Source organism: Corynebacterium ihumii (assembly GCF_028609825.1).
Lineage (GTDB): Bacteria > Actinomycetota > Actinomycetes > Mycobacteriales > Mycobacteriaceae > Corynebacterium > Corynebacterium afermentans.
The window spans coordinates 578,077-602,740 of record NZ_CP063190.1; the positions used below are offsets into that span (position 1 = coordinate 578,077).

23 protein-coding genes, 1 tRNA gene and 2 pseudogenes are annotated in these 24,664 nt (G+C 65.1%); 15 read left to right on the forward strand and 11 right to left on the reverse strand.

Annotated elements, in window-relative coordinates:
* The first annotated feature begins 2 nt into the window (after nt 1–2).
* The gene (locus CIHUM_RS02875) at nt 3–779 is read left to right on the forward strand and encodes an NAD(+) diphosphatase (RefSeq protein ID WP_051106275.1); all 777 of its coding nucleotides are present in this window, start codon (nt 3–5) and stop codon (nt 777–779) included.
* The gene (locus CIHUM_RS02880; protein ID WP_034997538.1) at nt 770–2,818 is read left to right on the forward strand and encodes an ATP-dependent DNA helicase UvrD2; all 2,049 of its coding nucleotides are present in this window, start codon (nt 770–772) and stop codon (nt 2,816–2,818) included. Before CIHUM_RS02875 ends, CIHUM_RS02880 begins: the two co-directional genes overlap by 10 nt.
* 26 nt (nt 2,819–2,844) lie before the next feature.
* Here CIHUM_RS02880 and CIHUM_RS02885 read toward each other — a convergent pair whose 3' ends face one another.
* Nucleotides 2,845–3,675 (reverse strand): hypothetical protein, encoded by an 831-nt coding sequence (locus tag CIHUM_RS02885; protein ID WP_034997540.1) that lies wholly within the window; start codon nt 3,673–3,675, stop codon nt 2,845–2,847.
* A 42-nt stretch (nt 3,676–3,717) separates the two neighbouring features.
* Here CIHUM_RS02885 and CIHUM_RS02890 point away from each other — a divergent pair, with 42 nt between their 5' ends.
* Nucleotides 3,718–4,233 (forward strand): M48 family metallopeptidase, encoded by a 516-nt coding sequence (locus tag CIHUM_RS02890; protein ID WP_034997542.1) that lies wholly within the window; start codon nt 3,718–3,720, stop codon nt 4,231–4,233.
* 9 nt (nt 4,234–4,242) lie between these two features.
* Here the strand turns inward: CIHUM_RS02890 and CIHUM_RS02895 are convergent, their stop codons facing one another.
* Nucleotides 4,243–5,694, reverse strand: a complete 1,452-nt coding sequence (locus tag CIHUM_RS02895) for a zinc-dependent metalloprotease (protein WP_034997544.1) — start codon at nt 5,692–5,694, stop codon at nt 4,243–4,245.
* A gap of 90 nt (nt 5,695–5,784) precedes the next feature.
* Here CIHUM_RS02895 and CIHUM_RS02900 point away from each other — a divergent pair, with 90 nt between their 5' ends.
* Nucleotides 5,785–6,858, forward strand: a complete 1,074-nt coding sequence (locus CIHUM_RS02900; protein ID WP_034997546.1) for a YlbL family protein — start codon at nt 5,785–5,787, stop codon at nt 6,856–6,858.
* Here CIHUM_RS02900 and CIHUM_RS02905 read toward each other — a convergent pair whose 3' ends face one another.
* The gene (locus tag CIHUM_RS02905) at nt 6,859–7,575 is read right to left on the reverse strand and encodes a hypothetical protein (protein ID WP_187370371.1); all 717 of its coding nucleotides are present in this window, start codon (nt 7,573–7,575) and stop codon (nt 6,859–6,861) included. It lies immediately after the preceding gene.
* Between the two features lie 10 nt (nt 7,576–7,585).
* Entirely contained in the window at nt 7,586–8,074 is a 489-nt protein-coding gene (locus CIHUM_RS02910) for a PPA1309 family protein (RefSeq protein WP_051106304.1), read from the reverse strand.
* Between the two features lie 115 nt (nt 8,075–8,189).
* Here CIHUM_RS02910 and CIHUM_RS02915 point away from each other — a divergent pair, with 115 nt between their 5' ends.
* The 5 genes from CIHUM_RS02915 (at nt 8,190) to CIHUM_RS02935 (ending at nt 13,691) form a co-directional block, all read left to right on the forward strand.
* The gene (locus CIHUM_RS02915; RefSeq protein ID WP_074431970.1) at nt 8,190–11,153 is read left to right on the forward strand and encodes a UPF0182 family protein; all 2,964 of its coding nucleotides are present in this window, start codon (nt 8,190–8,192) and stop codon (nt 11,151–11,153) included.
* A 148-nt stretch (nt 11,154–11,301) separates the two neighbouring features.
* Nucleotides 11,302–11,375: transfer RNA gene (locus CIHUM_RS02920), tRNA-Met, on the forward strand.
* Between the two features lie 465 nt (nt 11,376–11,840).
* Nucleotides 11,841–12,863 carry a DUF4192 domain-containing protein gene (locus CIHUM_RS02925; protein WP_034997552.1) on the forward strand — a complete coding sequence of 341 codons (1,023 nt, stop codon included), beginning with the start codon at nt 11,841–11,843 and terminating at the stop codon, nt 12,861–12,863.
* 162 nt (nt 12,864–13,025) lie between these two features.
* On the forward strand, nt 13,026–13,169 hold the full coding sequence (locus CIHUM_RS02930) for a hypothetical protein (protein ID WP_016456431.1): 144 nt from the start codon (nt 13,026–13,028) through the stop codon (nt 13,167–13,169).
* Between the two features lie 90 nt (nt 13,170–13,259).
* The gene (locus CIHUM_RS02935; protein ID WP_034997554.1) at nt 13,260–13,691 is read left to right on the forward strand and encodes a single-stranded DNA-binding protein; all 432 of its coding nucleotides are present in this window, start codon (nt 13,260–13,262) and stop codon (nt 13,689–13,691) included.
* Here the strand turns inward: CIHUM_RS02935 and CIHUM_RS02940 are convergent.
* On the reverse strand, nt 13,688–14,116 hold the full coding sequence (locus tag CIHUM_RS02940) for a recombinase family protein (protein ID WP_256008564.1): 429 nt from the start codon (nt 14,114–14,116) through the stop codon (nt 13,688–13,690). The genes CIHUM_RS02935 and CIHUM_RS02940 overlap by 4 nt on opposite strands.
* Before the next feature lie 196 nt (nt 14,117–14,312).
* On the opposite strand from CIHUM_RS02940, the gene CIHUM_RS02945 reads away from it, so the two are divergent.
* The 4 genes from CIHUM_RS02945 (at nt 14,313) to CIHUM_RS02960 (ending at nt 15,960) form a co-directional block, all read left to right on the forward strand.
* Nucleotides 14,313–14,858 (forward strand): TetR/AcrR family transcriptional regulator, encoded by a 546-nt coding sequence (locus CIHUM_RS02945; protein ID WP_034997557.1) that lies wholly within the window; start codon nt 14,313–14,315, stop codon nt 14,856–14,858.
* Nucleotides 14,855–15,214 (forward strand): DMT family transporter, encoded by a 360-nt coding sequence (locus tag CIHUM_RS02950; RefSeq protein WP_034997566.1) that lies wholly within the window; start codon nt 14,855–14,857, stop codon nt 15,212–15,214. Before CIHUM_RS02945 ends, CIHUM_RS02950 begins: the two co-directional genes overlap by 4 nt.
* On the forward strand, nt 15,211–15,540 hold the full coding sequence (locus CIHUM_RS02955) for a DMT family transporter (RefSeq protein ID WP_034997569.1): 330 nt from the start codon (nt 15,211–15,213) through the stop codon (nt 15,538–15,540). The genes CIHUM_RS02950 and CIHUM_RS02955 overlap by 4 nt, the downstream gene beginning before the upstream one ends.
* A gap of 105 nt (nt 15,541–15,645) precedes the next feature.
* Entirely contained in the window at nt 15,646–15,960 is a 315-nt protein-coding gene (locus CIHUM_RS02960; RefSeq protein WP_230208643.1) for an NIPSNAP family protein, read from the forward strand.
* Between the two features lie 263 nt (nt 15,961–16,223).
* On the opposite strand, the pseudogene CIHUM_RS02965 reads toward CIHUM_RS02960, so the two are convergent.
* The 4 genes and pseudogenes from CIHUM_RS02965 to merA all read right to left on the reverse strand — a co-directional run.
* Nucleotides 16,224–16,374: pseudogene (locus CIHUM_RS02965) on the reverse strand (IS481 family transposase); the annotation flags it as partial.
* 375 nt (nt 16,375–16,749) lie between these two features.
* Nucleotides 16,750–17,706 (reverse strand): cytochrome c biogenesis CcdA family protein, encoded by a 957-nt coding sequence (locus CIHUM_RS02970; RefSeq protein ID WP_034997572.1) that lies wholly within the window; start codon nt 17,704–17,706, stop codon nt 16,750–16,752.
* On the reverse strand, nt 17,703–18,266 hold the full coding sequence (locus tag CIHUM_RS02975) for a TlpA family protein disulfide reductase (RefSeq protein WP_051106276.1): 564 nt from the start codon (nt 18,264–18,266) through the stop codon (nt 17,703–17,705). The genes CIHUM_RS02970 and CIHUM_RS02975 overlap by 4 nt, the downstream gene beginning before the upstream one ends.
* Nucleotides 18,267–18,413: 147 nt before the next feature.
* Complete coding sequence (merA, locus tag CIHUM_RS02980; protein WP_034997576.1) at nt 18,414–19,838, reverse strand: mercury(II) reductase; 1,425 nt, start codon at nt 19,836–19,838, stop codon at nt 18,414–18,416.
* Nucleotides 19,839–19,946: 108 nt separating this feature from the next.
* Between merA and CIHUM_RS02985 the strand changes: the two genes are divergently transcribed.
* Complete coding sequence (locus tag CIHUM_RS02985) at nt 19,947–20,336, forward strand: heavy metal-responsive transcriptional regulator (protein ID WP_004601215.1); 390 nt, start codon at nt 19,947–19,949, stop codon at nt 20,334–20,336.
* A 289-nt stretch (nt 20,337–20,625) separates the two neighbouring features.
* Nucleotides 20,626–21,287: pseudogene (locus CIHUM_RS02990) on the forward strand (IS6 family transposase).
* A gap of 315 nt (nt 21,288–21,602) precedes the next feature.
* Here the strand turns inward: CIHUM_RS02990 and CIHUM_RS02995 are convergent.
* Together CIHUM_RS02995 and CIHUM_RS03000 are read right to left on the reverse strand one after the other, a co-directional pair.
* Nucleotides 21,603–21,944, reverse strand: a complete 342-nt coding sequence (locus CIHUM_RS02995) for a metal-sensitive transcriptional regulator (protein WP_034997578.1) — start codon at nt 21,942–21,944, stop codon at nt 21,603–21,605.
* 291 nt (nt 21,945–22,235) lie between these two features.
* Nucleotides 22,236–24,572, reverse strand: a complete 2,337-nt coding sequence (locus CIHUM_RS03000; RefSeq protein WP_034997581.1) for a heavy metal translocating P-type ATPase — start codon at nt 24,570–24,572, stop codon at nt 22,236–22,238.
* Nucleotides 24,573–24,664: the final 92 nt, after the last annotated feature.

Sequence of the window (24,664 nt, forward strand, 5' to 3'; positions counted from 1 at the left end):
GGATGTTCCTGCTCATCGATGCTGACGGGCGTTTCCCGCTCGGCGACGACGGGGAGCCGAAGCTTTTTCACACACCTCCGGCCACTACCGACATCACCTCCCACGTGCACGTCAGCCCGAACGTCACCGCGGCACGGGTGCACGGCGTCGATGCGGCAGACCTCGCCGGGCCGGCCGGGGCGACCGGGGACGCGCGCACCCACGCCAGCCACCCGCTCGCCGCCCGGGCGGTCGGTTTGGTCAACGCGCGCGAGCGCACCCGCTTCGACCCGGCGGACGGCTCCGAGGTGCTCTGGGGCGAAGGCGGCATCGTCGCGCGCGGCGCTACCGGCCGGCCGATCTTCCCGCGGCTGGACCCGTGCGTGATCGGCCTGGTGGAGGACCCGGCGGGCGAGCGGATCCTGCTGGTGGAAAACTCCCGCCGCCCCGGCTACCTCACCCTGGTGGCGGGCTACGTGGACGTCGGTGAGACGCTTGAGGCCGCGTTTGCCCGCGAGGTGTGGGAGGAAACCGGCCGCCGGGTAAGCGACGTGCGCTATGTGCGCTCCCAGCCGTGGCCGCTCTCCGGCGCGCTCATGCTCGGCATGGCGGCGCGCACGGCGGATACCGATGCGCAAGCGCCCACCGACGGAGAGCTGACCCGCACCGTGTGGGCCAGCCGCTACGAGCTGGATTCCCTCACGCTCGCCGCGGAGGGCACCATCGCCCGCGCGCTCATCGACTACTGGGCGGGCATCCCGAACACACCCACCCCGGAAGGAGCACACCCATGGCGATAGACCTCAGCGTGCTGGATGAAGACCAGCGTGTGGCGGCGGAAGCGCCGCGCGGGCCGGTGTGCATCCTCGCCGGCGCGGGTACGGGCAAAACCCGCACGATCACCTACCGCATAGCTAACTTGATCGACCGCGGCCAGGTCGCACCGAACCGGGTGCTGGCGGTGACGTTTACCAAACGCGCCGCCGGCGAGATGCGCGACCGCCTCACCTCCATGGGCATCGGCGGGGTACAGGCGCGCACTTTCCACTCCGCGGCGATGCGCCAGCTGCAGTACTTCTGGCCCCAGATTGCAGGCGATCTGCCGTGGCGGGTGCTGGACAACAAGTTCCCCATCGTCGCCCGCGCAACCCGCGCCGCAGGCCTGGACACCGGCAAGGAAATGGTGCGCGATTTGCTCAGCGAGATCGAGTGGGCGAAATCCTCGGTCATCGGCCCGGAGGACTACGTGCAGCGCATCGCCGATTCCCCGCGCACACCACCAGCGGACGCGCAGAAGGTCGCCCAGGTCTACCGCTTCTACGAGGAGGCGAAGACCAGCCCGGAAGGCATGCTGATCGATTACGACGACCTGCTCATCCACGTCGCCGGCGCACTTGAGAACGCGCCCGCGGTGGCGGAGGAGTTTCGCGCGCAGTACCAGTCGTTCGTGGTGGACGAGTACCAGGACGTCACCCCGTTGCAGCAGCGGGTGCTGGAGGCATGGTTGGGCACCCGCGACGACCTGACGGTGGTCGGCGACGCCAACCAGACCATCTACTCCTTTACCGGCGCGACCCCGGACTACCTTTTGAACTTCTCGCGCACGTACGAGCACGCGACCGTCGTGAAGCTGCAGCGCGACTACCGCTCGACCGTGGAGATCACGGAGCTGGCCAACACCGTCATCGGCAAAGCCACCGGCCGCATCGCGGGCACCCGCCTGCAGCTTGAAGGCATGCGCGGCCACGGCCCGGAGCCGCAGTTCAACGGCTACGACGACGAGCCCGCGGAGGCGCGGGCGGTGGCGCAGAAGGTGCGCAAGCTGCTTAACGACGGCGTCGCTGCCCGCGAAATCGCCATTTTGTACCGCATCAACGCGCAGTCCGCCGCGTTTGAAGCCGCACTTGCGGACGAGGGGATTGTCTACCAGGTCCGCGGCGGCGAGGGGTTTTTCCAGCGCGCGGAAATCCGGGAGGCGTTCGCGCAGCTGTTGCGCGCCTCGAAGCGCACGGACCTGCCGGATGATCCGGTGCGCATTGCGCGTGCCGCGCTCGCCCCGCTGGGGCTGACCCCGGAGGAACCGGAGGGCGCGAAGGCCCGCGAGCGCTGGCAGTCCTTGAGCGCGCTGGTGGATCTGATCGAGGAGATCGTGCGCACCCGCGAGGCATCAACCATGGGGGAGGTGCTGGGGTCGCTGCGCCGCCGCGCCGAGGCGAAGCAGCCCCCGGCCGTGGACGGGGTAACTCTGGCCAGCCTTCACGCCGCGAAGGGCCTGGAGTGGGACGCGGTGTTTTTGGTGGGGTTGGTGGAAAAGACGCTGCCGATCTCGCACGCGCTCAAGGCGGGCGACGAGCAGATCGAGGAGGAGCGCCGCCTGTTCTACGTCGGCGTGACCCGCGCGCGCGAGCACCTGCACATGTCGTGGTCGCTGGCGCGCCAGGAGGGCGGGCACAAAAACCGCACCCGCTCGCGCTTCTTGGACGGGCTGGTGCCGGAGCTGAAGGTGGAGCAATCCCCGCAGCGGCTCAAGCGCGCGAAGCGCTGCCGGGTGTGCGGCAACCAGCTGGGCACGCCCGCGGAGAAGTCCCTGGGCCGCCACGAGGAGTGCGAGCCGAGTTTCGACGAGGCCGTCTACGCTGCGCTGAAGCGCTGGCGCCTGGACGTCTCGCGTGCAGCGGGCCAGCCGGCGTTCGTGGTGTTCACCGACGCGACGCTGATGTCTATCGCGGAGGCCATGCCCGCCGACGAGCGCGAGCTGCTCGGAGTCTCCGGCGTGGGCCCGGTGAAGGTGGACAACTACGGCGCCGGCGTGCTCGAGGTGCTGGGGCAGTTCCGGTAAGGGGGCGTCCGGAGGCGTCCTGAAGCTTAGAAGCACATGGCGCAGTCCGGGTGGGGCGGCAGCGTCGCCGTGGACACGGGTGTCGGCGCGAACGGGTCGACCACCGTGAGCACCCCGGCACCAGGCTTCGGCGCGGAGACCCCGGGCGGGTCCGGCACGCCCGCCAAACGCCGCAGCGCCACCGCGGCAAAAGCAGCGCCGGCCGCGGCTGGGACGGGATCGCCCTGCACGCTCAGCGGCGCACGCTGCTCCACCACGGGCCAGTTCGGGTCCCGGTCCAGAAGGTAGAGGCGCACGCACAAAGGGCACGGGCCAGGGCGGGCGCACACGGGGCCCACCACCACGCGCGCGTCCACCTGCGTCACCGGCAGCACCGCGCCTTGGCGCTGCCGGGTCAGCGCGGCGAGCTCGCCGAGTTGGGCGGTGGTGTTCACCGCCGCCACCGGCACCCACTTCTCGCTGTGCAGGAGGAACTTCGACAGAGCCTCGTTGCGCGCTTGCGTGCGCACATCTAACCCGCATTCACGCAGTCTGGCAGTCACCGCCGCCGCCAGCCGTCCATGGCCGACGAGCAGCACCTCGGGCTTGGCGGCTGGCACGAGCACCCGGTAGCTGAGCAAGTCGTCCGTAAGGCTCCGGGCTGCCTCGGCGCCGATGAGCGAGGCGAGCTGCTCCACCACCCAGCCCAGCCTCCGCGGCCGCATGAGCACCCCCAACAGCGCCGCGACGTCCTTGGCGTGCTCGGTGGTTACCAGGCCCGTGCGCGTGGCGTCGGCGCCGAATTGCATGACGTTGTCTGCGCGCAGAAACGGGTGCGCGCCGTGGGCGAGTTTCACCCGCGTGTTGTCGTTGATCATCCCTGTATCCACCCCCGATGCGGGATCCTACAATGCATTGCCATGGCTGGCAGGCAAACACAGAACAATTCGACGCCGTACCGCGTGATCCGCTCGGCGCGCAGGACGCGCTCGGTGCAGGCGCGGCTGGTGGGCGGTGTAGCGGAGATCCGCATCCCCGCGCACTTCACTAACGTGCAAGAGCGCGAGGCGGTGGCCGAGATGCTGGCCAAGCTCGAGCGCAAGACAAAGGCGCGCCCGCGTGACGACGTCTCCTTGCGCACGCGCGCCGATTCCCTGAATAAGCACGTCCTGGACGGCCAGGCGCGCCTCGGCTCAATCAGGTGGGTGTCCAACCAGCGATCGAGGTGGGGTTCCTGCACGGTGTCCACCGGCGACATTCGGATCAGCGACCGGTTAAAGCAGGTGCCGGATTACGTGTTGGACGCGGTGATCGTGCACGAGCTGACGCACACGTTCATCCCGAACCACAGCAAAGAGTTCTACGAGTGGGCGGACAAGGTGCCGTACGCGGAGCGCGCACGCGGCTACCTGGAGGCATACCAGCGCTTCGGGTGAGGACCGCCCTTAAAGTTCCGTGCCGTCCTCGCGACCGTCGTCCTTGCCGTCGCCGTCTTCGCGCTTGAGCTCCGGGTTGTCGCGCAGCTCCTGCTCGAGCTTGGCAAACTCGTCGTCGAAGTCGGTGTCCGGCGCGTCGTCAAGCAGCGTGTCGATGAACGCGGCCGGGTTGTCCAGGTGTTCCGCGGACGGCAGGAAGTCCGGGTGGTTCCACACCTGGTCGCGGCGCTTGGTGCCCACGGCGGTGTCGATGCGGCGCCACAGCTCGGCGGCGTCGCGGGTGCGCGGCGCGCCCAGCTCGATGCCTACGATGTTGGCGAATGCCTGCTCGGCGGAGCCGCCGGTGGCGCGGCGGCGCGCCCACGCCTCCGCCAGCTGCGGGGTGGACGGGATGCGCTCGCCGAGAGCCTCGGCCACCACGACGTCGACCCAACCTTCCACCAAGGCGATCAGCGTCTCCAGGCGGGAGGTGGCGCCGGCGTTGCGGGTGCCCACGCGCGGGGAGAGATCCTCGCCCTGCAGGTTCTGCAGCGCCTCCTGGATCTGCTGCGGGTCGCCGCCTTCCAGGTTGAGGTTGCGGGCGATGTCCTCGATGTGGGAGGTGTCGATCTCCAAACCGGCGGCGTATTCCTCCACGGAGGAGACGATGCGCTCCACCAGCCACGGCACGTGGCGGAACAGGCGCTGGCGCGCGGCCTCGCGGGCGGCGATGTAGACCATCACTTCCTGGCCGGCCAGGTCCAGTCCCTTGGAAATCTGGGTGACGTTGCGCGGCAGTATCGCGGCGGTGCCGGCGGGGGCGACGGGCAGGCCGAAGTCGGAGCCGGTCAGCGCCTGCTGCGCCAGATCCCCCAGCGCGTGGCCGAGCTTCATGCCGAACTGCATGGAGTTCATCTGGTTCATCATCCCGGCCATCGGGCCCATCATCTCCCGGGCCTGCTCCGGCATGGAGTCCAGCTGGGCGCGGTTCATGTGCTCCGCAACGGGGTTGACCAGTCGCTTCCACATCGGCATGGTCTGGTTCAGCCACTGCTCGGCGTTCCACGCCTGCGCCTTCGCGCCGCTTGCGGGCAGGTCCGTGGCCTCGTCTAACCACAGCTCCACTAAGCGCAGGGATTCTTCCGCCGCGCGGGTGTCCGCCTCGGAGACCGGGCTTGCACCGGCGATGCGCTGGCGTGCCATGCGCGCGGCGAGTTCAAAGTTCACCGCGTCGCCCGACGCTTGGGCGTTCATGGACGAGCCCATGCCGGAGAGCATCTGGCCCAGCTGGTTAAACACGTCGCCTAAGCCGCCTCCGCCGGGCTGGCCCCCGCCGAAGCCGAATGCGGCAAACGGGTTGTTCGCGTCACCGCGACCGTTATCGTTGCCGCGGCCGTTTCCGTCGCCGCCCCGATTGTTGCCGTCGCCTTCGCCGTCATCGTTCGAGTCGTTAGGAAAGGAAAAGCCGAATCCGTTAGTCATGCCAGCCAGAATACAGTCAGGCACAACGCTCATGGGTTCGCTGAGAGCCAGCAACAGTGTCAAGCGCCTCCTGCGCTAGAATCTGCGCCCATGTCCAAAGCGCGTGAAGCACGGAACCGGCGGTGGTCGACCCTGGTCTGGGGGTCCATCCCCGTCGTGCTGTTGGCAGGTGCACTGACCGCGGACCACATCCCGGGCACCGATATCCGCCTGACAGTGCCGTACGCGGCGGAAGGGCCGGGGCCCACCTTTGACACGCTCGGCGAGGTCGGCGGCGAGCCCGTCGTGGACATCGAGGGCGCGGAGACGCTGGACACCGGCGGCAAGTTGAACATGACCACCGTGTCCGTGCGCACGAACATGACGCTCGGCCAGGCGCTGGGGCGTTGGGTTGCCACGGACGACACGATCGTGCCGGTGGAGCAGATCATGCCGCCGGATTTGGACGAGGATCAGGTGCGTGAGGTCAACCAGCAGGCGTTTGTCGCCTCCGAGGCGTCTGCGACGGTGGCGGCCATGCATTACCTGAACCGTCCCACCACGGTGGTGGTGCACGACGTGATGGAAGGCAGCGCCTCCGAGGGGGTGCTGCAGCCGGAGGACCTGATCACCGCTATTGCTGGTGAAAACGTGGAAACGCCGCAGGAAGTCCAGGATGCTGTGCGCGCCAAGACCCCCGGCGAGACGATCGAGATTACCGTCGAGCGCAACGGCGAAGAACGCACCGAGGCGGTGGAGCTGGGGGAGAACCCGCACGAGAAGGGCCAGCCCATGCTGGGCATCCTCATGACTTCCGAGCCGGCCGGCGGCATCAGCGTGAACTACAACCTCAACGACATCGGCGGGCCGAGCGCGGGCATGATGTTCTCGCTCGCCGTCATTGACAAGCTCACCCCGGGCGCGCTCAACGGCGGCAAGTATGTCGCAGGCACCGGCACGATCAACGAGGACGGCAAGGTCGGCCCCATCGGCGGCATCACCCACAAGATCCGTGCCGCAGAGGACGACGGCGCTGAGCTCTTCCTAGCGCCCGCCGGCAACTGCGACGCCGTCAAACGCGTGGCCACGGAGCACATGACGGTGGCGAAGGTGGACAACCTCGCCGAGGCCGTCGAGGCGATGGAGGATTTCGCCGCGGGTGCTGATGTGCCCGCCTGCGAGTAGTTACTGCTTGGCCAGCCCCAAGTCGTAGATACGCTGGCGCGGATCATCCTGCTCGGTGGAGATCAGCTGCTGCATCACCTGACCGGCCTCGTTGTCCACCACGGTGATGATCGCGGAGGTGCCGAGCGTGGACCAGCCCACCACGCGGTCGCCGTTGTCTTCCACCACGCGCGAGGAGCGCAGCTCGGTGAGAAGCTGCGTTGTCGAGGCGGCCTTGGAGTCGGAGTCGAAGAATTGGAACTGGCCGATGCCCTCGCCGGAGCAGTCGAAGGAGCCGCTCAAACCGCCCGCCGCGCAGTCGTCGAACTGGTCGAAGAACTCTTCCGGGGCCAACGTGGAGAAGCGTTCGCGCACTTCCGCCAGCGCGTCAGCTTCCTGCTTCTTTCCGCTTGTCGACGTCGCATCCGCCGTGCCCGCAGCAGTCTTCTTCGACGAGGACACAGACGACGCTGCGGACGTAGCCGAAGGGGCCGACGTGGCAGGGGTAGAGCGCTGCGTCGATGTCACCGTCGCCGAGCCAGTCTCGGTGCCCGCGCCGGTTTCGGTGTCAGTGCGCTCCGGCTCGCTCGGCGGCGTCTCCGTGGAGGTGATCTCCGGCGCGCGGGTATCGGGATCCTCGGAGTCGGAATCGTTGGAGCACGCCGTAAGCGTGAGCGCTGCGGCGGTGGCGGCGGCGATGATGGAGACGGAGCGGGACCAGGGGCGGGAAGTAGACACAACTGACATACTAAACCAGCTCGTCCGGGTCCTGCTCGAGGCCGTAGCGCAGCGCCGCCACTACACCCGGGGCCACGCCGGGCCCGCCGCGTAGCTCGATGTCGTCCTGGGCGAACGCGCCGCGCTCCTCCAACTCATCCTCGGTCAGGCGCAGCTGCAGCAGCGTCTGGTCGATGTCTTCTTCCCGCAGCACGCCGGAGAACAGGCGCGCCGGGCGCGGCTCGGCGGCCTCGCCGGCGGAAGCGTCCTTGAACACGATCTCCTGCGCCAAGATCACGCCTTGGACTTCGCGCGGCCAGGCGATGCGGGAGACGTACTCGCCCAGTTCCTCGGAGCCGGGCAGGATGTGCTCTGGGAGGTCTTGGACCACCAGTGTTAACGGGGAAGAGTCGTCGAGGTGGCCCAGCTCGTCGACAAGCAACTGCGTGGGTACCAGGCCGAACAGTGTCGGGGGAGCGTCCCACCCCTCCGCGTGGACGAACTCGACGGCCTCCATCATGGCCTTATTTAACGCTTGCTGTTCGCGCACGGGAACCCTCCGGGCAAGTTTGACGTTGGATTATTTAAGCTTGAAGATTAACTGCGTTGCACACACTAATTCCTAAGGAGCAGGCTTGGCTACCCGCCTCAATCGGCCACAACCACGCGCCAAGAAACCGAACACGGGGTTAATGACCACCATCGGTGTCTTGGGCCTCATTCTTTTCCTCCTGCCAATGGCAGTCGGGCTGTACACCGACTTCCTGTGGTTCGGGGAGGTGGACTTTAGGGGCGTGTTTAACCGCGTGATCCTGGTCCGCGTGGTGCTGTTTATCATCTTTGCGCTGCTCGGCGGCGCGATCACCTGGATTGCCGCCCGACTGGCGTGGCGCGGCAGACCCCAGGAGCAGGCCGCGCCGTTCGACCAGGCCGCGCAGTACCGCCAGCAGGTGCAGCAGTCCGTTCGCGGCATGCTGGTGTGGGTGCCGGTTGTCGTGGCCATCCTGTCCGGCCTGGCCGGCCAGCGCATGTGGCGCGTGTTCATGCTCTGGTTCAACGGCGGCGAGTTCGGCTCCACCGACGCGCAGTTTGGCAAGGACCTGGGCTTCTACGCGTTTACCCTGCCCGGCATTTCCGCGGTGGTGGACACGCTTTCCATGCTGCTTCTGGTGGCGTTTTTGGTCGCGGCGGTAGGCCACTACCTGCTGGGCGGCATCCGCATTGGCAACAAGGTCTCCGGCATCTCCGGTCACATCAGCAAAAACGCGCGCATCCAGCTCGCCGTCACCGCTGGCCTGTGGATGCTGCTGAAGGCTGTGAGCTACTGGCTGGAGCGCTACTACCTGCTCTACAGCGAAAACGACATCTTCACCGGTGCGTCCTACACCACCGTCAACGCCATGCTGCCGGCGAAGATCATCCTCACCGTCATTGCAGTTTTGGTGGCCGCGGCGTTTTTCGCCTCCATCGTCTACCGTGACTTCCGCGTGCCGGTCATGGCCACCGTGCTGATGCTGTTGTCGTCTCTGGTGGTGGGCAACGTCTGGCCGGCGCTGATGGAGCAGTTCTCCGTCAAACCCAACCGCCAGGCCAAGGAGTACGAGTACATCGGCCGCAATATCGAGGCCACCCGTGAGGCGTACGGGCTTACGGACGACAACGTGACCTACCTGGATAACTGGGGCGCTGGCAACACCTCCAACTCCGACGTCGCCTCTGACGCGGCCACGATTTCCAACCTGCGCCTTTTGGACCCGGAGATCATCTCTCCGACCTTTACCCAGAACCAGCAGCTGCGTAACTTCTACGGCTTCCCGGACCAGCTGGCCATGGACCGCTACCAGGTGGACGGCGAGATGCGCGACTACGTGGTGGCCGCGCGTGAGATGAACCCGAACGCGCTGAGTGAAAACCAGCTCGACTGGATTAACCGCCACACCGTGTACACCCACGGCAACGGCTTTGTGGCCGCGCAGGCCAACACCGTGGACGAGGCGGCGCAGGACGCCGGCTCCACCCGCGGCGGCCTGCCGATCTTCACCGTGTCCGACCTACAGTCCAACGCCGCCGCCAAGGCCTCCGAGGACGCGGAGGAGCTGGGCATCAAGGTCGACGAGCCGCGCATCTACTACGGCCCGGTGATCGCCTCTGCCGAGGACGGCTTGGACTACGCCATTGTGGGCGAGACCGGCCAGGGCCCGGTGGAGTACGACACGGACAACTCCACCTACACCTACGACGGCAAGGGTGGCGTGGACATCGGCAACATCTTCAACCGTCTCGCCTACACGGTGAAATACCAGGAGCTGAACTTCCTGCTGTCCGACCGCGTCGGCGGCGACTCGAAGGTGCTCTACGACCGCGATCCGCGCACCCGCGTGGAGAAGGTCGCCCCGTGGCTGACCACGGACTCCAAGACCTACCCGGCCGTGGTGGACGGCCGCGTGAAGTGGATCGTGGACGGCTACACCACGCTTTCCCAGCTGCCGTACTCCACGCGCAACTCCCTGCAGGACACCACGCAGGATGCGCTGAACCCGGACGGCACCACCCAGCGTCTGATCACCGACAACGTCGGCTACATCCGCAACTCCGTCAAGGCCACCGTGGACGCCTACGACGGCTCCGTGGAGCTCTACGCCTTCGACGAAACCGACCCGGTGCTCAAGGCGTGGCAGGGCATCTTCCCGGACACGGTGCGCCCGGAGTCTGACATCTCGGATTCTCTGCGCGAGCACCTGCGCTACCCGGAGGACCTGTTCAAGGTCCAGCGTGACCTTTTGGCGCGCTACCACGTGGACGACCCGGGCGTGTTCTTCAACAACGACGCCTTCTGGTCCGTGCCGAACGACCCGACCGCGCCTGAGGGCCGCGGACAGCTGAACCAGCCGCCGTACTACGTCGTGGCAGCAGACCCGGAGACCGACAAGCCGTCGTTCCAGCTGATCACCCCGTTCCGCGGCCTGAACCGCGAGTTCCTGTCCGCGCACATGGCGGTGTCCTCCGACCCGGAGACCTACGGCGACATCACCGTGCGCGTGCTGCCGACGAACAAGCAGACCCAGGGCCCGAAGCAGGCGCAGGACGCCCTGATGTCCTCCGACCAGGTTGCCCGCGACCGCACGCTGTGGGAGGGCACCAACGACCTGAAGAACGGCAACCTGCTCACCCTGCCGGTGGGTGGCGGCGAGATCCTCTACATCGAGCCGATCTACTCGCAGCGCAAGGACCAGGCATCCGCCTTCCCGAAGCTGCTGCGCGTGCTGGTGTTCTACCGCGGCCAGGTGGGCTACGCTCCGACGATCTCCCAGGCGCTAGACCAGGTTGGCATCCACTCGGAGGCCGCCCAGGACATCGACGTTGTGGACGAGAACAAGGACACCAAGCAGGAAGGTGAGAACCAGGAGGCGAAGCCGGAAGGCGAGACCCAGCCGGAGGATGGCCAGGACGCTCCGCAGGTGAACAAGGACGAGGCGATGAACAACGTCAACGACGCCCTGCGCAACCTGGAGAGCGCACGCGACGGCTCCTTCGAGGAGTACGGCCGCGCCCTGGACCAGCTGGACCGCGCCGTGGCCCAGTACCAGCGGGCCCAGTAAGCACGATCCGCGCACGCGCGCCACTCGAGCACAAAACGATAGCGCCAAACCTCCTTTGAGCAGGAGGTTTGGCGCTATTAGTTGGTGTATGTATAGTAACTCCACGTTGCCGGTTACGGCGACAGGCGATAATCACATAAACGCCCGACGCGGGGTGGAGCAGCTCGGTAGCTCGCTGGGCTCATAACCCAGAGGTCGTTGGTTCGAATCCAGCCCCCGCTACTAAGATAAGGCCCCTACCAGTGGAAACGCTGGTAGGGGCCTTCTTCATTTTGTGATCGGATCGCCATTTGGTGCACTAGCTGGTGCACTAGGGTCAAAATCCTGCACCAAACGGAACTGCGACGCTCCAACGACGCGGCGCAGGTTTTCGGTGCATTGCTTAGTGATTGCTAGGACGGCAGCAACGAAGGAACGCCACGGGAGTCGGCAGTTCGAGGAAAGCAACTGCGAACTGCTGTGCAAGTCTCACAACCGCGCCAAAGGTAACGCTTAACCAGCGGCGACGCGGGGATCTAACAATGCTGCGTCGCTAGCGCTCGCACCCAGCGAGCGAGCATCAGGCTGCGCTAGCGACGCCGAGCGCACAAAGGCACTGCACTGCGGGGATACGCCTGCGACCGGCAGAGCCGGACTGAATACGGGATTGACCACGTTCACCCCGTATTCGTGCAAAGGAGCACTGCCATGTCCACTCATTCCCACACGCTTGCATCTCACGGCGAGATCCTCGCGAACCTCCCCGGCATCCTCGGCTTCTACCCGAACAACTCGCTGATCCTCGCGTTCTTCGTCGACGACGAGGGCGTCGACACCGTCCGCCTCGGCCCGGTCGCGCGGTTCGATCTGGACGAGGCCGTGGAGAAGCTCACCGAGAGTCGCGAGCGGTTCGCAGCGTGGGTCCACCACCTCGAACTCGACGCTGTTATCGCGTACATGATCAGCGATGACATTGCGCAGCCGGTCTTTGACGAGACGGCCACGTATCTCACTAGTGGGGCAGTGCACCTACCGCCGCTGCTCGGGGTGGTGCAAGTGCCCGAGATCGTCACCGGGGCTGCGTGGTGGTCTGTGTACCAGCATCCGCTCATCGACGAGCCGCGCCACGGCGTTGTCGGCGAGGTCGCCGCATCGGCGGCGCTGCGGCAGATGCTAGAGCACACCGGCGAGCTGCCGGAGCCGAGCAAAGACGACATCGAGGCACGCCTGAACAGCACCGATCACGGCATCGACGCTGCCGAGCACGCCGACATCATCGAAGACGCGCTGGCGTATATCCCGCCCATGTTCTCCGACGTGCTGCAGCGTGAATACGAGCAGGCGGCGGCAGGAATAACCCAGCCGAGCACGCGCGCTGTTCGATCGGCGCTGAAATGCTTCACCACGCCGCGCTTGCGAGACGCGCTGCTCGCGGCGCTGCTCGATGACCCGCAGGCGGGCCTACGGTTCGCGGAGCAGGTTATGCGTGCTGTCCCGACCAGCTGGCCAGGGATGCGCGCGCAGCTCACCACCACGGTTGCCGTGCTTGCGCACGCCACAGGCCAGCCGGGACTAGCTGGCGTGGCCGCGCACCGAGCCACCGAGATCGGGCCAGACGAGAACTTCCCGTCGTTGGTGGCGAAGCTGACCGACATCGGCCAAGGCGAGCGGATGGTCGAACTCGTCCGCGAGGGCGCCGAGAAGACCCGCACGATCTTGTTCACCGAGTAGCACCACACACCCCGTTGCAGCGATGCAACGGGGTTTCTTTTCTTTCTCGTCGGCCGTGGCTTGCGACAGCAGACACTTCAACGAGGCAGGGGAGCGACCCCTAGACAGCAGAGCTGTCTCCAACAGACGGATTGACCACCAATCCGAACAAGGAGGCACGTGATGCGCGACATCACCCACACCGACCTGGAACTGCTCTACCAGCTCGCCGACGGCATCGACGGCGAGGACGCCGATCCGGGTGCAGCACAAGAACTGCGCGACCTAGAGGCGGCAGGCACGCCGCTGCCCTGGGCAGTGCTGTAACGACAGCGCAACCCCCCGCAGCAGCAAAGCAGCTGCTTCAACACCCACATTGCACGGCAATTCACACCCACCCACATAAGGAGAACCATCATGTCCAACCCCTTCAACAACGGCACCATCGTCGGCAACGCAGCTCGCGCACCGAAGCTGTTCGAGCACGCAAACGGCGGTGCGACGGTGAAGCTCAGCGTCTATGCGCGCAACACCTTCAAGAACAAGGCCACCGGCAAGGTGGAAAGCGAGATCGTGGAGCTGACCGGCTACGTCCAGGACGCGAAGAACCCCGGCGTGTTCGGCTGCATCGGGTCCGGCGACCGTGTCGCAGTGAGCTACTCGCTGAAGACCGACGTCTACACCGACAAGGACGGTGTGAAGCACTACCCGCTGGTCGCCCGTATCGACACCGTGCAGCTGATCGACTCCAAGAAAGAGTCCGCTGCGCGCGCAGCCCGTCGCGGAGGCGAGGCGGCGAACGCCGCCCTGGCTGGCGCTGACGCCGACAACGACGAAGCACCGTTCTAACAACGACACCCCGCAGGGAAACCTGCGGGGTTATTTTTTTCAACTATTTCACGGTGTTGATCCAGCTCTTTCACGGCCTTACCCAACTGAACAAAACCCAACAGCCCTAGCATCAGCTTGGCGATCGGGGTGGAGTCTTTTGAGTAGGTCTGTCCCTCCTTGAGGAACTTCACCGACACTCCTTTGCTGACTAGCTCGTCAACAATGGCGTACAGATCCGTCAGTGAACGCGCGCACCGATCCATCGACGTGACGACAAGCTGATCTCCTGCACGGACATATCGCATTGCTTCATCAAGTCCAGGGCGCTCACGCGATCCACCACTGGCCTTATCCGTGTAATAGGTGAAGACCTTCTCTGCCTTGAGTTGTTCAATCTGACGATCAAGGTTCTGATCTTTCGAACTCACCCGGGCATAGCCCACCTTTTGTCCTGAGATCGCCCCCAACTGTTCAGTGATCTCCAGAGGCAGTGACGGTTCTGTTCCGTTAGTCTTGGAACTAACCCTAGCGAACAGGAAGTTTTTTCATTCACAAATTGTTCGCTTGGGGTGTACCCCAGGTGCCCCTACCAGCGCCCGCAGTTGAAGGCTTCACCTACCAAATGGTAAAGTTAGCTATATGCGAACCAGTCAGCGCTCCGAGATCCTGGAAGCTGCCCTCCGCGTCATGAACGCAGCGGAGGGTGGCGACATTACCCTTGACGCAGTGACCCACGAGGCCGGGCTCACCAAACCGGGATTGCTATATCACTTCCGCAACCGCGACGTACTGCTCGCCGCGATCGTCGACCACGCTGCGGCCAACGTCGAGAACGACATGACTGCCACCCTTGGCAAGCCCCTCGAGAACGCCAACGCCACCGAGCGGCTCCTGAGCTACGTTCACGTCGCCGCCCACGGGGCCGCCAAGCGCGCCGAGTTCATCATCTGGGGCCAAGCGACGTATCGGCCCGAACTCACCGAACCGTGGACTACGCGGATGGGCCGCTGGCTCGAACTCCCGGACGATCTCGACGCCGCCACCCGAGCCAGGCTGACCACCGCCCGACTCGCCGCCGACGGACTCTGGGGCGCCCAGGCCACAGGTGTGTCCACCCTCCACGGCGCGGATCTCGAAGCCGTCGTCTCCAGCATTCGCTCCCTGATCGAAGGAACAACCCCATGAAGCAGTGGTTCCTGCTCGCTGGCTCCATCACTACCGAAGTGGCGGCGACGCTGTCTCTCAAGGCGGCGCTCAATCACCCATCCTGGTACATCGTGGTTGCTGCCGGATACATCGGCACTTTCGTCTTCCTCACCTTCTGCCTGCGCGAAGGAATGCAGATCGGCGTCGCCTATGGCATCTGGGGAGCCAGCGGGGTCGTGCTCACCGCCGTGCTATCCGCCGCGATTTTCGGTGAACCTCTGACCGCTGTGATGGGTCTTGGAATGGTTCTGATCATCAGCGGTGTCCTCACCGTCGAACTCGGCTCCCAGAAAGCTCAGCAAACCGCAGCCCAGGAAGCAGGAGTCAACTCATGACATGGATCTTCCTCGCAGGCGCCATCTTGTCCGAAGTCGTCGCGACCATGTCGCTACGAGCCTCCGACGGTGGCCGGGTGAAGAAATGGTTCATCGGCGTCATCGCGGGGTATCTCGTGGCGTTCGTCGCCTTAAGTCTCGCCTTGGCCGACGGCATGGCCCTTGGCGTCGCCTACGGCATCTGGGCAGCATCCGGCATAGCTCTCACCGCGATCCTCGCCCGGGTCATCTTCCACGAACCCCTCACCCGAACCATGGCCCTCGGCATCCTCTTCATCGCCGTCGGAGTTCTCACCGTTGAAATCGGCGCCAACTTGGCGAACTGACGCATTTCCGCAGGTAAACCAGGCAGATTGGTGTGCCCCAGGTGCACCACGAGGCGCACAGACAAAGGCTCCCCAATGAGCGCCTGTGGGCCTAGCGTTGTGGATGTGATCACCTGTGTCGTCCACTACACCATCGACCCCGACCAGATCGCGGCCTTTGAACAGTTCGCCCGCGCTTGGATGCGGCATGTCGACGAACACGGCGGCACCCACCACGGGTACTACCTACCCGCGGAAGGTGTGAGTGACCGTGCGGAATCCCTGTTCAGCTTCCCCAGCCTGGCTGCCTACGAGCAGTACCGCACCTTGTTCGGCACCCACCCGGACTTCATCGCCGCTGACCGGATTCGAGACGAGTCCGGGTGCGTCCTGCGGTACGAGCGCACCTTCATGCGGCCGCTCCTACCCCAGGGACACTGAAAGGGACTCCGGCAGCACGCTCGGCACAACCCACAACGCCGCAGGTCAGCGCGTACAGATGGGTGTGCCCCAAAAGCCTCATGTCTCGATTATGCCTCACAAACCCCTACCGAGCACCACCCTGCGACAACTTAGGGCGAGACGCTTTAGTGAGACGGGGAGGAGGCCAATTGCCCCATGAAACGGTCTCACATTCCAGTTCCTGCCGGGTGTCTCATAAAACTTTAGGTTTTCAGGACGCTCCGCGACCGCTAGTGGGCCATATAAGCGAGTCGGGTGTGGTCATCGACAGCGGCATGGACGTGGTCGAACCCGATCGGGTCTTCCGGTCGCGGATCGGTCGTGGACTCGCCAACCGCCGCTGTCGGGGATGCGGCTGAGTTTCTTCACATCGATATGGATGAGCTTGCCTGGCCACCAGCAACGCTCTCGCATGCGTGGTCAAGCGGGCGTTACCGTTGGGCATAGAGGCCTCCGGCAGTGAAGAACTAGACAGCTCCACTAAGCCAGGAGGCCTAACTATTTCACAAGACCGAAAGTGCCACCAACGTCACGGTCGAGTACAACTAGTGGGTGTCACTGTGGCTTTCCGAAGTCCACCACACTGACGTTCCCGTCATTGCGGGGGCGGTACAGAGGGCTCCTGACGGATTGCCCGAAGTCCTCTGCACGAATTGACTTCCGGCCTGATGCCGCTGTACCAACCTGTCCTGATAGGCGGGCGCCTCGTTTGCCAGAAGATGGGGCACGGTTCCCTCTCCCCCTTGCTTTTTGGGAGTCCTCGGCCAGCTACGGGATCGTGCCTGGCCGGTCCTCGGTCGAGTTGTTGTCCGGAGTTGGTGCGCAGCAGTCGGGTTCCCCGCTTTGCCCGGGGCCCTCGCCTGTGGGCGGCGTTCCCTGTCTGATGCGCAGTCTCCTGCGCCGGTTGAGGGCGGCCAATGCCGATGCGAGCACCACGGCTGCGGCGAGGGCTGCGATCAGGGTGCTGTTGTCGCTGATCCAGGCGCTGGCGGCGGCTGACCATACGGCGAGGCTGTTGGCCTGTGCGGTTCCGCCGGTGGCGGCGGGATACCAATACCAGCTGAGGTAGGCGCCGGTTATGGTGAGGATGAAGGCGGCGATGCGGTTGCTGTGCTTGGCCAGGCCGGTGATTCTTCGCCCGAGGGCGGCCCCGGCGATGGCCGTGCCTGCCGAAACGAGCATCAGGACAGTGGCCGAGCCTGCGGTGTAGGCGGCGAAGACCGCGAGCAGCCCGGCGTAGCTGGCGACGGCCTGGGCTTGGGCGATCACGGCCAGGAACACCCCGAGGGTGCAGCCGAGGGATGCTGCGGCGTATCCGACCCCGAAGGCCACCATGCGCCCGGTTTTGTGACCTGCCCCTGCGGCTCCTTGTGTGCGGGGTTTCGTGGCCCAGGCCGGCAGACGGAGCCGTGGTGTGAGTCCGGTGAGCATGGCCAGGCCCAGCAGGAGAAGGATCACCCCGGTGCCCATTCCCAGCCAGGGCGCTGCGCTGATCAGGGTCCTGGCGCCCGCGCTGACGATCAGCCCGAAGGCTGCCAGGGTCCCGGCGAAGCCGAGGCTGAGCGCGAGCCCGGCCCGGAGCCCGTGGGCCAGACGCAGCGCGAGCGGGCGCGTCCGGGCGTCCCCGATGGTCTGGGCTATCCAGGCGGGCAGGAGGGCGAAACCGCAGGGATTGACCGGGGCAATCATTCCAGCGGCGAAGGCCAGGGCAAGCAGGGCTGTCATTGGGCACCGGCCTTGGTGAGTTCTTCTTGGATCTTTTCCGCAGACGGGTCGGTGGCCCGGAAGGTAACGTCGCCCTTCGCGTCGACCACCACCAGGGTGCTTATGGAGGTGACCTTGTACCGGGTGGTCAGTGTGGCCCCGGTGTCGATGACGGCAGGGAGCTCAGGGGCCTTGATGTAATCGCGGAATCCGTTGATGGTCTCCTTCGGTTCTCGGGGGTCCACGTCCACCAGGAGGTAGTCGGCCGAGCTTCCCAGGGCCGTGGAGGCCTTGTTCAGGGAATCGGCCCCTTCCACACACTCACCGCATCCGACAGAGAAGAAGAACAGTGCTGCGGGCTTACCGTCCGGGATGGTCCGGGTAGTGCCGTCAATGTCGGAGACCGTAACAGCAACGGCACCGGCCGCGTCGGGCGACGAACCGCCTGGCGCGGCCGACGGGCCGCTCGGTGAGCTGGCGCAGGCGGTTGTCAGTGCCATGACCGCTGCCAGAAACAGGGCGGAGGCGAGGTGCCTGGGCCGGGGAATGGACAGAGAACGGCGGGATCTCGGGTATGTCATGGTGTCTGGTGGTTCCTTCCAGGAATGGGGATGGGGACTCAGGCGGTGCCGTGGGCGGTGCGGTGGTGCTCGGGGGACAACAGATAGGTGAGGGCCTGGTCGGTGGCGGTCATGGCATTCCTTTGCTTCGGTAGTGGGGGCTGCAGCTCAGGCGCAGCAGGAGAGCTTGGAGACGTCGGTGGTGAAGGCCTTGGCGGCGCTCCTGATGCCCTCGGCCATCGTCAGGTAGGGGCTCCAGGCGGCGGCGACCTGCGCGGTGGTCATGCCCGCTTCGAGGATGTAGACGCCGGCGGCGGCGATTTCCCCGGCGTCCTTGGCCACCGCGGAGAGGCCCAGGATCCGTCCGGTGTCGCGGTCCGCGACAACCTTGATGAAGCCGCGGGTGTCGCGGTTGACCACGGCTCGCGGCACGTACTCCAGGGGGAGGACCCGGCACTCGCAGCTGATCCCGGCGGCGACAGCTTCCTTTTCCGTCATCCCGACCGCCCCGATGGCGGGACTGGTGAAGGTGACCCGGGGCAGGTGCCGGTAGTCGACCTCGGCCAGGGCATCGGTGAACGCATTGTCCACGGCCAGGGCGCCGTGGGCCGCTGCGACGTAAACGAACTCCCGATGACCGGTCGCGTCCCCGGCGGCCCAAACCCGCGGGTTGGACGTGGCCAGGCGGGAATCGACCACGATCTCGCCGGATGCGCCGGTCTTCACCCCGACGGCGTCAAGATCCAGTCCCTCGGTCACCGGGCGGCGGCCCAGTGCCACGAGGATGCGGGAAGCGCGGAACACCTCCTCGCCCCCGGCCACGTTTGCCGTCACCGAGACCCCGTCCGGGCCGGAGGCCACGGAGTCGGCCATGGCCCGCCGGACCACCCGGATCCCCTCGTCGGCGAACACCCCCGCCAACGCCTTGGATGCCTCCGGTTCCTCCTGCGAGGCCAACCGGGAACGGACCAGCATGGTCACCCGGGAGCCCAGCCGGGAGAAAAGCTGTGCCATCTCCAGGGCAACATAGCCTCCGCCCAGGATCAGCATTGATTCGGGCACCTCGTCCAGTTCCATCGCCGTCGTCGAGGTCAGGTACCCGGCCTCGGCCAGTCCGGGAACGGGCGGTACGTAGGGTGCGGAGCCAGTGGCCACGAGGTAGTGCCCGGCCTCGACCGTTCTCACTGCACCATCCGGGGAGATCACCCGGAGCAGCGGTGCGTCCTGGGTTCCGGTGAACGACGCGTCCCCCGAGATCATCGTCCACCCGTAGTCCGCGGCCAGATCGACGTACTTCTCCGTGCGCATGCTTTCAACCAGCGCGGCCGTGCCCTGAATCAGGGCCGGCATGTCCACCGGGCCCGCCGAGGCCGCCACCCCAGGGAAGCGGGCCGAATCCAACGCCACGTGGCGGGCCTCCGCGGCAGCCAGGAGCGCCTTCGACGGGACGCAGCCCGTGTTCACGCATGTCCCGCCCACGGTGCCGCGCTCCACCATCACGACGCGCTTGCCCAGTCCGGTGGCCCGGATCGCGGCCGCAAACGCTCCGCCGCCGGAACCAATAATCGCCAGATCGAACTTTTCGTTTGTCATTCCAGATGTCTCTTCCCTGTGGTTCAAAAGTTCCTATGGAACCATTGTGAACCTTCCAGTACAATGGAAGGTCAAGTGTGGTGGCCATTGGAAGGGGAATTGGCGAACATGAGGATCGGACAGCTTGCGGAAGCAACCGGAACCACGACCAAGACCCTGCGGTTCTACGAGGAGTCGGGGCTGCTCCCTCCGGCCGAGCGATTGGCCTCCGGCTATCGGGACTACGCCGAGGATGCCGTGGGTCGGGTCGGGTTCATCCACCGGGGCCAGGCCGCCGGGCTGACCCTCGCCCAGATCCGCCAGATCCTCGACATCCGCGACGGCGGCCAGGCGCCCTGCGAGCACGTGCGCGACCTGCTTGACGTGCGCCTCGCTGAGATCGAGCAGCAGATCGCGCAGCTCTCCGTGCTGCGCGACACTATCGCGGACCTCAGACAGGACGCCGCACACCCGGACCCTGAAACGTGCAGCACCGATCAAGTGTGTAGGTACTTGTAATCCAATTGGGCACACCTCCTTAGCAACCACGCTATGCGAGAGTTGCAGCTCGACGAGAGCCAGGATGACAGGATTAACCGCCAGGAGCTATCTATAAATAGGGACTATTTCTTACCTGGAAGTAACATTTTGGCGGTTGAGGATAATACCTTTGGTGCATTTTGAGCCAAAAGCTTCTTGGCCTCTGGACTGACAGTTGCCACCACAGCACTCGCAACCAAAACTGAGCCTATAAGGTGCTGTTGCAAAGTTGGGGCAGTAGGAAGAGTGACGTGAAATAGTCACAGCCATGGGTATCTTCTCTGGTCGTCATTTCCCCCGTGACATCATTCTGTGGGCAATGCGGTGGTACTGCCGCTACGGGGTGAGCTACCGCGACCTCGAAGAAATGATGACCGAGCGGGGTGTGCCAGTCGATCACACCACGATCTACCGCTGGTCCAGAAATACGCCCCTGAGTTGGATAAGCAAACACGGTGGTACCGGCAGGTACCTGACTGGCAGGCCAGTTCCTGGCGGGTGGATGAGACCTACATCCGGGTCGGCGGCAGGTGGTGCTACCTCTATCGGGCGATCACCGCCGGTGGCCAGACCCTGGACTTTTACCTCTCTCCAAAACGGAACGTGGCCGCAGCGAAGCGTTTCCTGGCCAAGGCCCTCAGATCCAATGCTTCAGCCGGGTATCCCAGAGTGATCAACACCGATAAAGCACCCTCTCTAGCCAGGGCAATCGTCGAGTTGAAGTCAGAGGGAATCTGCCCGCCAACAGTGGAACACCGGCAGGTGAAATACCTCAACAACATCCTGGAAGACGACCATGGTCGGCTGAAGCGGATCCTCGGGCCGAAACGCGCGTTTAAGAACCGGACATCTGCATATCGGACGTTGAAAGGGATGGAGGCGATGCACTCATTGCGGAAAGGGCAAGGCACGATGTTTACCTACGGGTAACCGAACCCGGACGCGGTGATCGTCAACCGGGTCTTCGAGACGGCCTGACAACGCCCACACGCAACGGCCATCAGGGAATGAGAAACTGAGTTTTTGCGACTCTCCCCAACTTTGCAACAGCACCGGTTGATGTTGCAGGTGGGGATGTGGTCAAGGTTGTTCAGTGGCGCGATCTTTTCGACCAGCAGCAACAGTGGCCATCAACCCGATCATGCCGCAGCAGCAGGACTCCGAAGCCTCCAGCCGGCAACAGGGGCGGTCAGAGTGGCCTGGCCGCCGTTCTCGACGGGGGTGTGGTGGTCGGGTCCCGGCCTGTCACCGTGCGAAACAGGCGATAGCGTCGGTGACTTCCTGGAACTTGGCGTCGGCCTCCTCTCCTCCTAACTTGGCGGCGTCACGGACGCAGTGTTTCATGTGGTCATCGAGTAGTCCCAGGGCAACGCTGCGTAGGGCAGCATTGACCGCGGAGATCTGGGTAAGGATGTCGATGCAGTAACGTTCCTCGTCGACCATGCTGTGCAGGCCCCGGGCCTGGCCCTCGATGCGCTTGAGGCGGGCGAGACAGCGATCCTTGTCGTTGATGTAGCCATGGGTGGTGTGACAGGTGTCGGCCCCACCCGAAGAGCAAACGGTCTGATCAGGGGTGCGAGTATCCACAATGGTCTCCTTGCTGAAAAAGGGGGGCAGGTATGTCCTGAGCCAGTTGCGGGTCGATCAGGATGGAAAGCCCGAGGGTATGGAATGAGGCGTGAGGACCTCATGGTTCCCACGCCCTGTGGCGTTATTCGGATAAGTAGTCGGCAAATTGTCAGCCCGGAGGGGCCTGCCGGGTGGGGCCGGGGGAGAGGTCAGGAGCAGGTACTTGGGGACGGAGGTTTGAGTGTTATTGGAGGGACTCAGCCGCAGGAGGAGGACACGGGGTTCCTTACCGCTAGCAAAGGATGCGGATTAGGCGGTGACCGGCTGCCGCACGGAGGGGCGAGCGGGCTGCGGTGAGGAACTTGTGTTGTCGTGGGAGGACTTGAATCTACGCAGCGTGAGGGAGTTGGAGACCACGAACACCGAGGAGAAGCCCATCGCAATGCCCGCCAACCCCGGGTTGAGGAAACCGATCGCGGCGACCGGGATCAGCACGACGTTGTAGGCGAACGCCCAGAACAGGTTGCCCTTGATGGTGCCCAGCGTGCGACGTGACAGACGGATGGCATCGCCCGCGGAGCGCAGGTCGTTGTTCATTAAGGTGATATCGGAGGCCTCGATGGCGACATCCGTGCCCGCCCCCATGGCCAGACCCAGATCGGCCTGGGCCAGGGCGGCCGCGTCATTGACGCCGTCGCCGACCATGGCGACCTTCTTGCCCTCATGTTGTAGCTTCTCGATGACCGCGACCTTGTCCTGCGGCATGACCTCGGCACTCACGTTGGCCGCATCGATGCCCACCTCTTGGGCGACGGCGGCCGCGGCCTTCGCGTTATCGCCGGTGAGCAGGTACGGCCTCAACCCCAGCCTGCGGAACTGGGCGACCGCTTCCGCTGAGGAGTCTTTGATGACATCGCGCACCACGACCACACCGGCGGGCTGGTCATCGACGTAGACAGCCACCGGGGTCGCGCCCTGCGACTGTGCGTGGTCGAAGGCGGTGGTGAGGTCACGGGGCAGCTGGCCGGCGGGGCGGCCGACGGTGACGACGTGACCCTTGACGGTGGCCGTGACGCCCCGGCCGGCGGTGCTGTCGAAGTCGGTGGCCTCCTGGATGTTCCCGGAGCGCTCGGCCTCGGTGACAATCGCCTTGGCGATGGGGTGCTCGGAGCCTGCTTCGACGGCCGCCGACAAGGCGAGGACCTCGTTGTTGGTGTAGCCGTCGGTGGCGTAGACGCCGGTGACCGACATGACCCCGGAGGTGACGGTGCCGGTCTTGTCCATGACGATGGTGTCGACCTGGCGGGTAGATTCAAGGACCTCCGGGCCCCTGATCAACAAGCCAAGCTGTGCGCCCCGGGAGGTGCCCACCAGCAGGGCGGTCGGGGTGGCCAGTCCCAGGGCGCATGGGCAAGCGATGATCAGCACCGCGACTGCGGCGGAAAAGGCCCAGTTCGCCCCGCTGCCGGCGGCGAGGTGGACGATCAGGGTGATGATGGAGACGACAATGACCGTCGGGACGAAGACCGAGGAAATCTTATCCACCAGGCGCTGGACCGGGGCTTTTTTCGCCTGGGCGTCAGTGACCAGCTTGGCCATCTGGGACAGCGTGGTCTCCGAACCTGTGCGGGTGACTTCGACCAGCAGTCGACCGGAGGTGTTGATCGTCGCGCCCGTGACCGGGGTGTCGGGGGCGGCCTCGACGGGAACGGACTCGCCGGTCAGCATCGACTCGTCGATGGCCGAGGTGCCCTCGATGACACGACCGTCGGTGGCGATCTTCTCACCCGGGCGGACGACGAAGACGTCACCGACTGTCAGCTGGGAGACCGGGACGCGGACTTCCTCACCGTCGCGGATCACCGCGGCGTCTTTCGCACCCATGTCCAGCAGGGACTTCAGCGCCGCGGAGGACTGGCCCTTGGCGCGGACCTCAAACCACCGGCCGAGCAACAGGAAGGTGATGACTACGGCGATGGTCTCGAGGTAGATGTGGTCCATGCCGTCATCGCGGGGCAGCAGGCTCATCTCCATGACCATGCCGGGGTGCCCGGCGTTGCCGAAAAACAAGGCCCACAGCGACCACAGATACGCAGCAGTAGTGCCCAGAGACACGAGTGTGTCCATCGTGGTCGAGCCGTGACGCAGGTTGGTTAAGGTCGCCCGGTGGAACGGGGCGCCACCGTAGAAGTAGATCAGGGTGGACATGACGAGTAGGGCCCACTGCCAATTCATGAACTGCAGGGACGGGATCATCGAGATCGCGACCACCGGAACGGAGAGGATCGTCGACCCGATCAGACGCGACTTCAGGTCTGTGGCCTCGGCCTCGCGGGCCTGTTCGTGGCGGTCACCGACCACCTCGGTGTCCTCCTCCGGGCCGCTGTCCACGGCGGAGGCGTGTTGATCCCCCATGGTGAACGCGTCGTAGCCGGCACCCCGCACGGTTTCGATCAGCCGATCGGCGTCGACTTTGGTGGGGTCGTAACTGACGGAGGCGGATTCGGTGGCGAAGTTGACGGTGGCCTCCACGCCATCGAGCTTGTTGAGCTTGCGCTCCACCCGCCCTGAGCACGACGTACAGGTCATGCCGGTGACGCCGAGATCGACCTGGAGTAGGTCAACCGACGGTTGAGTCTGAATCATCAGTGATCAGTCCTTCAGCAAACAGTGGTGAGGTGTATCTCCGAGGTCCCAAAAGGCCCGCCCACAGATGCACCGTCGGGGATATCGAACCG

Bases quoted from the DNA above. Each gene is read 5' to 3' on its own strand.
- CIHUM_RS02875 (WP_051106275.1), top strand. From the start codon at position 3: ATGTTCCTGCTCATCGATGCTGACGGGCGTTTCCCGCTCGGCGACGAC.
- CIHUM_RS02880 (WP_034997538.1), top strand. From the start codon at position 770: ATGGCGATAGACCTCAGCGTGCTGGATGAAGACCAGCGTGTGGCGGCG.
- CIHUM_RS02885 (WP_034997540.1), bottom strand. From the start codon at position 3,675: ATGATCAACGACAACACGCGGGTGAAACTCGCCCACGGCGCGCACCCG.
- CIHUM_RS02890 (WP_034997542.1), top strand. From the start codon at position 3,718: ATGGCTGGCAGGCAAACACAGAACAATTCGACGCCGTACCGCGTGATC.
- CIHUM_RS02895 (WP_034997544.1), bottom strand. From the start codon at position 5,694: ATGACTAACGGATTCGGCTTTTCCTTTCCTAACGACTCGAACGATGAC.
- CIHUM_RS02900 (WP_034997546.1), top strand. From the start codon at position 5,785: ATGTCCAAAGCGCGTGAAGCACGGAACCGGCGGTGGTCGACCCTGGTC.
- CIHUM_RS02910 (WP_051106304.1), bottom strand. From the start codon at position 8,074: ATGATGGAGGCCGTCGAGTTCGTCCACGCGGAGGGGTGGGACGCTCCC.
- CIHUM_RS02925 (WP_034997552.1), top strand. From the start codon at position 11,841: ATGTCCACTCATTCCCACACGCTTGCATCTCACGGCGAGATCCTCGCG.
- CIHUM_RS02930 (WP_016456431.1), top strand. From the start codon at position 13,026: ATGCGCGACATCACCCACACCGACCTGGAACTGCTCTACCAGCTCGCC.
- CIHUM_RS02935 (WP_034997554.1), top strand. From the start codon at position 13,260: ATGTCCAACCCCTTCAACAACGGCACCATCGTCGGCAACGCAGCTCGC.
- CIHUM_RS02945 (WP_034997557.1), top strand. From the start codon at position 14,313: ATGCGAACCAGTCAGCGCTCCGAGATCCTGGAAGCTGCCCTCCGCGTC.
- CIHUM_RS02950 (WP_034997566.1), top strand. From the start codon at position 14,855: ATGAAGCAGTGGTTCCTGCTCGCTGGCTCCATCACTACCGAAGTGGCG.
- CIHUM_RS02955 (WP_034997569.1), top strand. From the start codon at position 15,211: ATGACATGGATCTTCCTCGCAGGCGCCATCTTGTCCGAAGTCGTCGCG.
- CIHUM_RS02970 (WP_034997572.1), bottom strand. From the start codon at position 17,706: ATGACAGCCCTGCTTGCCCTGGCCTTCGCCGCTGGAATGATTGCCCCG.
- CIHUM_RS02975 (WP_051106276.1), bottom strand. From the start codon at position 18,266: ATGACATACCCGAGATCCCGCCGTTCTCTGTCCATTCCCCGGCCCAGG.
- merA (WP_034997576.1), bottom strand. From the start codon at position 19,838: ATGACAAACGAAAAGTTCGATCTGGCGATTATTGGTTCCGGCGGCGGA.
- CIHUM_RS02985 (WP_004601215.1), top strand. From the start codon at position 19,947: ATGAGGATCGGACAGCTTGCGGAAGCAACCGGAACCACGACCAAGACC.
- CIHUM_RS03000 (WP_034997581.1), bottom strand. From the start codon at position 24,572: ATGATTCAGACTCAACCGTCGGTTGACCTACTCCAGGTCGATCTCGGC.